Below are 6,286 nucleotides of genomic sequence, written 5' to 3'. Positions count from 1 at the left end.
GAGAAAGCATCAAATTGTGACGTCCGCGATACTCTCAAGGAATCTAAATCATGATGGAAAGTAGCAATTTTCGGGTCAGAACGGGTGCATCATTTTTACGAAATAATCGGCTAGCTTTGGCTGAGTCCCAAAAGTTAGCTCGCCCCAATCGCGAGGGGATGAGTGAAAGCCTCCAGCGGTTTAAATCTTTGCCGCCAGCGGTCAGACGCCATCGCGAGCGCTGGGTAGACGCCAATCAAAGCGCGATTGGGGTGCCCAAAAAGCAGTCAGCATTATTTAGTCCCCAGCACTGGTTATTATCAGGCAATCCCCGCTTGGCTAAATTGGTGACTCAGACCATCGGCACTCGCTGGATGACTCACGTCGAAGACCTAGAACAGCTCGTAACGCTCGCCGAGTGTCCGCTATTTCAATCTCAGTGGCAAGCAGTAAAACTCGCCAATAAGCAAGCTCTGGCTTTGGATTTGAAGCGATCGCAAGGCATCGAAATCGATGTTAATTCCCTCTTCGATCTCCACTTGCAACCGATTGGCACACACCACCGCCAACTCTTAACTATTCTGCATATCATTAATTTAGGAGATCGACTCAAGCAGTACCCTGGGAGCAAGATGGTGCCCCGCACCTTTATCTTTGGCGATTTAGACGCAGTGCCAGCGCCAGAAACGGCGGTTGACGCCAATTTGCAGCGATCGATTATCGCCTTAATCGAATCCCTAGCCAAAATCATCGCCGCCGATCGGGATCTGTGTGGCAAAATCCAAATAGTTTATATTCCTGACGCTCAAGCTTGGACGAGCAAGTTATATGCCGCCGCTGATGTCACCGAGCAGATTGCTACCGCGACGATCGAAGATATCGATTTAACCAAGATGCAGGCGACAATTAATGGAGTCATCGCGATCGGCAGTTTGGGGAAAACTAACTATTGGTTGCAGCAGCTCGTGGGCGAGGACAATTGTTTTCGGTTTGGACTGGCAATTCCGGAGATCGAGCTGTTTAAAGAGTATGGGTACGATCCGATTAATTATTACAAGCACTACCCGCAAATCCGCCAAGCGATTGATTACTTATTAGCTGGCTACTTTAGTGCCAGCGAGCCGAGTCTGGGTCGCGCGATCGTCAATACGCTCCTGGGTGCAGACGAGCAAATGGTGATGGCAGATTATATTTTTTATGCCGCGTGTCAAGCACAGGTAAGTGCAACTTACGATCGAGCAGCGCAATGGACGCAGATGTCCATTTTCAATGTGGCAGGAGTAAGATAATCACAACATCGCTGGTTACTATCGCGGCTAATGTTCACCTTTTCAGTTTTCGCCGATCGTCTGATGAAAAATATTGCCTCTGCCAAGGTATCGATCGGCTTTGTCTCAACGTTAGTCGTATTACTGATGAATGCTGCGGTTGCTTATCAGAGCATTAATACGATCGCGGCGAATAATCGCTCGGCAACTAACAGTGGGCAAGCATTAGCCATCTTGGAAAAGATGCTTTCGACCTTAAAAGATATCGAAACCGGACAACGCGAATACTCGCTAACTAATAATTTCCAATATTTAGCAGCGCGGCGAGTCGATATCGCGCAACTGAGATCGCAGTTGAAGTTGTTGGTACAGAAAAAATCTAGTGCAGATCCTAGATTTCCGTGGGAGCAACAAATCGTGCGTTCACTCGATGACCTAGCTGCAACGATCGACCGCCGCCAAGCCCCAGTCTTAACACCCACTCTTCAGTTCGCCCTCACCGCACAGGGACAACAATCGCTCGATCTCATCCGCGAAGTAACTACCGAGCTGTCTCGCGCGGAATGCGCCATGCTCGATCGCTTACAAGCTGATTCACAGCGTAGTTTAGCCGATACTAATATTGCTTTTGGGATCTCTGGCGTACTCGCCTTATTATTGCTGGGGATGCTCTATGGTTTAGTCACTTGGGATCTCACCAACAAACAGCGGGCCGAATCGACACTGCGCGACTATGTTGCTGAATTTGAAGAGTTGTACCACAGTGCGCCTTGTGGTTATCATTCCCTCGATCCGAGCGGTAACTTTATCCGCATCAATCGGACGGAGCTAGAAATGTTGGGTTATGAAGAAGCCGAAATTATTGGTAAAAAACGGTTTGTCGATTTGCTCACGCCTGAGAGTAGCCAAACATTTGCGGAAAACTTGGAGATCGTCAAAAAACGTGGCTGGATTCGAGATGTCGAGTATCAGACAATCCACAAAGACGGTTGGATCGTCCCAGTGAGCGCAACGGTAGTGGCAATTTGGGACGAGCAGGGCAATTATCTGAGCAGTCGCGCGACCTTAATCGATATTAGCAATCGGGTGCGGTTGCGCCAACAAACCAAGCTTTCTGCGGAGATTTCCCAAAAGATTCGCCAATCGTTACAACTCGAAGAAATTTTACAAACAGTCGTTGAGGAAGTTCAAAAACTCTTAGCAGTCGATCGGGTCTTAATGTTTAGATTCGATCCCGATGGCGCTGGTACGGTCGTCCAGGAGCGAGTGAGTGCGGATTATCCCGCCGTATTGGGCAGTAAGATTAACGATCCTTGTTTCGATCGCCATTACTACACTCGCTACCCCCAGGGAAGTCTGCATACAGTTGCCGATATTACCCAAGCTGGCTATGAACCTTGCTACGTTGAATTTCTCCAACAATTTGCAGTCAAAGCCAGTGCGATCGTCCCGATTTATTTGCGAACCCAATTGTGGGGACTATTGGTAGTCCACCACTGTCAAGCCCCGCGTCATTGGGATCCGCGCGAACTCGAAATTATCGCCCAACTAGCTACCCAAATTGGGATCGCCCTAGCGCAAGCGCAACTACTCGAACGCGAACAGCTTCAAAGTCAAGAACTCGCCAGATCGAATGCCGAGCTAGAGCAGTTTGCCCATATTGCCTCTCACGATCTCCAGGAACCGCTGCGGATGGTGACTAGTTATCTCCAATTGTTATCGCGGCGCTACCAGGGCAAATTAGATCCCGATGCGGATGAATTTATCGAGTATGCCGTAGATGGTGCGGCGCGAATGCAGGCACTGATTCAGGCATTATTGAGCTATGCCCGCGTCAGTAGCCGCAAACAGCCGTTCGAGCAGGTTGATTGCGATCGCGTGCTTCAAGATGCTCTCTCCAATCTGCATGTCGCTATCCAGGAGAGTGGGGCAATTATCTCTGTCGATCCGTTGCCCATCGCTTGGGGTGATGCCACTCAATTGACACAGCTATTTCAAAACTTGATTGCCAATGCTATCAAATTTCGCTGCCAAATACCCCCGCGCATCCACATTAGCGTCAAACCGATCGATCGCCCCGACGAAACGGCGACTACTCCCGCCGCTTGGTGCTTTAGCGTTAGCGATAACGGCATCGGCATCGAAACCCAATATCTCGATCGGATCTTTGCGATCTTCCAGCGCTTACACACACGCGTCACTTACCCTGGCACCGGGATCGGATTGGCTATTTGTAAAAAAATCATCGAACGTCATAATGGTACAATTTGGGTGGAATCAATTCCCGATCGATCCGACTCAGGATCGCCGCCTTTATCGACACCATCAGATTGTTGCGGATCGATCTTCTACTTTACCATCCCAGTAGTAGATAGCATCTCTTCTCAACATGCCCATAAACAGCCGCATCATTGAAATTTTACTCGTTGAGGACAATCCAGGAGATGTCAATCTTACTCGTATTGCTTTGGAAGACCGAGAAATCAATGTTAATTTAAATGTGGTGGCTGATGGTGTCGAAGCAATGAATTTTTTGCACCGTCAGGGTGAGTATCATCAGGCTATTCATCCCGACCTAATTCTGCTAGATTGGAATTTACCCCGTAAAGATGGTCGGGAAGTATTAGTGGAAATTAGGGCAGATGAAAGGTTGCAGCGGATTCCAGTCGTAGTGCTTACCACATCTGAGGCGGAGGAAGATATTCTCAAAGCTTACAATCTTCATGCCAATTGCTATATTACCAAGCCTGTAGATTTCAATCAATTTGTGCGCATCATTCAATCGATCGAAGACTTTTGGTTCACGATCGTTCAATTACCGCCGGAGTAGGGGAAGGCTTTAGGCTTTAGGTATTAGGCTTGAGGGGAAGGTTTTAGGCTTTAGATGTCAAGACTTAACCCTATTCCCTATTTCCTATTCCCTATTCCCTAAAGCCCAAAGCCTAACACCTTACACCTTCCCCTCAAGCCTAATTCCTAACACCTTCCCCATTCTCCTAGAGCGCAGCAGCATGATTACTGTTCTCAATATATTGCTCATCGAAGATAACCCTGGAGATATCCGGCTACTGCAAGAAATCTTGCGAGAAGTAACTACTACTCGGTGTCAGATTACCCCTGTCATGACGCTAGCTGCGGCGATCGAGCAATTATCGATCGACACAGATCGTCACCAAAATGACATTAAAAATAGTTTCGATCTAATTTTGCTCGATCTATCCCTACCAGATAGCCAAGGCATTGCCTCCTTTCGGCATCTTCACGATCGCTATCCACATATTCCGATTATCATTCTGACGGGTTTGGACGATCGCGATCTGGCAATCTCGGCAATGCAACAAGGCGCGCAAGATTACACGCTCAAAGGACAAGTTGATGGTAATTTATTGCTGCGATCGATTCAGTATGCGATCGAGCGCGAACGCACAGAAACCGCCCTGCGGGAGGCTAAAATCGAATTAGAACAGCGGGTAGTCGAACGGACGCGAGATCTTCAGCAAATCAACGACAGGCTCCAGCGGGAGTTAGGCGAACGTCACAAAGCCGAGGCAGAATTACACATTTCGAGATCGCGATTTGCGGGGATTCTGGAAATTGCCAGCGATGCGATTATTGCGATCGATCGCCATCATCAGATTACTCTCTTCAATCAAGGTGCCGAACAAATTTTTGGACGCTCGGCGACAGACGCGATCGGTAAATCGCTCGATCTCCTGCTGCCAAAAGGGTTTATCGATCTCGATTTGATTAGTAGCAAGGCTCCCAATGCCGTACGACCCCAACCCATGGCTACCAGACAACAAGTAATCGGGACTAGACAAGATGGCAGCCAGTTTCCTGCCGAAGCCTCGATTTCCTATTTAGAATTGGGACAAGAGCGAGTCTACACGATAATTTTGCGCGATGTCACCGAGCGCCAACAAATCGAAAACGATCTGCGCGATGCCCTCCAGCGCGTCAACTTCCACTTTGAAAATTCGCCGTTTGCAGCAATTGAGTGGGATCGGGAATTTCGGGTCAGTCGGTGGTCGGCGACTGCGACCAAGATTTTTGGCTGGTCGTTAGCGCAAGTTGTCGGCAAACGTCCCGATGAATGGAAATTTGTGGTTCCCGAAGATGCCGAACGAATTGCCAATGTCATGGAACGGCTGAAATCTGGCCTGGAGGCTGGCAACGTCATCATGAAACGCAATTATTGCCAAGATGGGACAATCGTCCACTGTGAGTGGTATAACTCGGTGCTCCTAGATGATGCGGGTCGGATGGAATCGGTATTTTCGTTGGTACTAGACGTTACCCATCGCCATCAGATCGAACGGATGAAAGATGAGTTTATCTCGATTGTCTCTCACGAACTACGCACGCCGCTGACATCGATATATGGTTCGCTCAAAATGCTCGATAGCGGCTTATTAAACCAGCAACCTGAAAAGGAAAAGCGGTTGTTAACTATTGCGGTCGATAGTACCGATCGACTGATGCGACTGGTTAATGACATTCTGGACATCGAACGGATCGAGTCTGGCACCGTGCAGATGGTCAAATCGGTGTGGAATATCTCTGAGCTAATGACCAAAGCGGTAGAATCGATCGAACCGTTAGCCGATAAGGCGGGGATTGAAATCTGCCTCACCAATGCTGGCGGTCAAGTCTGGGTCGATGGCGATCGGATGATTCAAGCTTTTACCAATCTACTCAGCAATGCAATTAAGTTTTCGGCGCGTGAGAGCCGGATTTGGTTTACAGCCAGCAAGCAAGCCGGACGGATGTTATTTCAAGTCAAAGACAGCGGACGCGGCATTCCCGTCGATAAATTGGGCGTCATCTTTGAAAGATTTCAACAGGTAGATGCTTCTGATGCTCGCAGCGGTGAAGGGACTGGCCTAGGTTTAGCAATCTGTCGCAGTATCATCGAGCAACATGGCGGTCATATCTGGGTCGAGAGTGTTTTAGGTGAGGGCAGCACGTTTTCGTTCATTTTACCGCGCTCTCCTTCAGCTCAAGATAGCAATCCCCACAGCGGTTTGAGCGGCACTCCC

4 protein-coding genes are annotated in these 6,286 nt (G+C 48.7%); all 4 read left to right on the top strand.

The window, feature by feature from the left end; translation table 11 throughout:
* Positions 1 to 50 precede the first annotated feature (50 nt).
* Positions 51 to 1,268, top strand: a complete 1,218-nt coding sequence (locus RMO35_RS21860; protein WP_309744263.1) for a glycogen/starch/alpha-glucan phosphorylase — start codon at positions 51 to 53, stop codon at positions 1,266 to 1,268.
* A gap of 63 nt (positions 1,269 to 1,331) precedes the next feature.
* Positions 1,332 to 3,662: an ATP-binding protein gene (locus RMO35_RS21855; RefSeq protein ID WP_309744261.1), complete on the top strand. Its 2,331-nt coding sequence runs from the start codon at positions 1,332 to 1,334 to the stop codon at positions 3,660 to 3,662.
* Positions 3,637 to 4,077 carry a response regulator gene (locus RMO35_RS21850; protein WP_309744259.1) on the top strand — a complete coding sequence of 147 codons (441 nt, stop codon included), beginning with the start codon at positions 3,637 to 3,639 and terminating at the stop codon, positions 4,075 to 4,077. The genes RMO35_RS21855 and RMO35_RS21850 overlap by 26 nt, the downstream gene beginning before the upstream one ends.
* A gap of 181 nt (positions 4,078 to 4,258) precedes the next feature.
* A partial coding sequence (locus RMO35_RS21845) for a PAS domain S-box protein (protein ID WP_309744257.1) occupies positions 4,259 to 6,286 on the top strand: 2,028 nt, incomplete at its 3' end.

It is taken from the genome of Chamaesiphon sp. OTE_20_metabat_361 (assembly GCF_031364565.1).
This window is presented reverse-complemented; position numbering and strand designations above follow the sequence as displayed.

Excerpts from the sequence above, each read along its gene's own strand:
- RMO35_RS21855 (WP_309744261.1), top strand. The coding sequence starts at position 1,332 with ATGAAAAATATTGCCTCTGCCAAGGTATCGATCGGCTTTGTCTCAACG.
- RMO35_RS21860 (WP_309744263.1), top strand. The coding sequence starts at position 51 with ATGATGGAAAGTAGCAATTTTCGGGTCAGAACGGGTGCATCATTTTTA.
- RMO35_RS21850 (WP_309744259.1), top strand. The coding sequence starts at position 3,637 with ATGCCCATAAACAGCCGCATCATTGAAATTTTACTCGTTGAGGACAAT.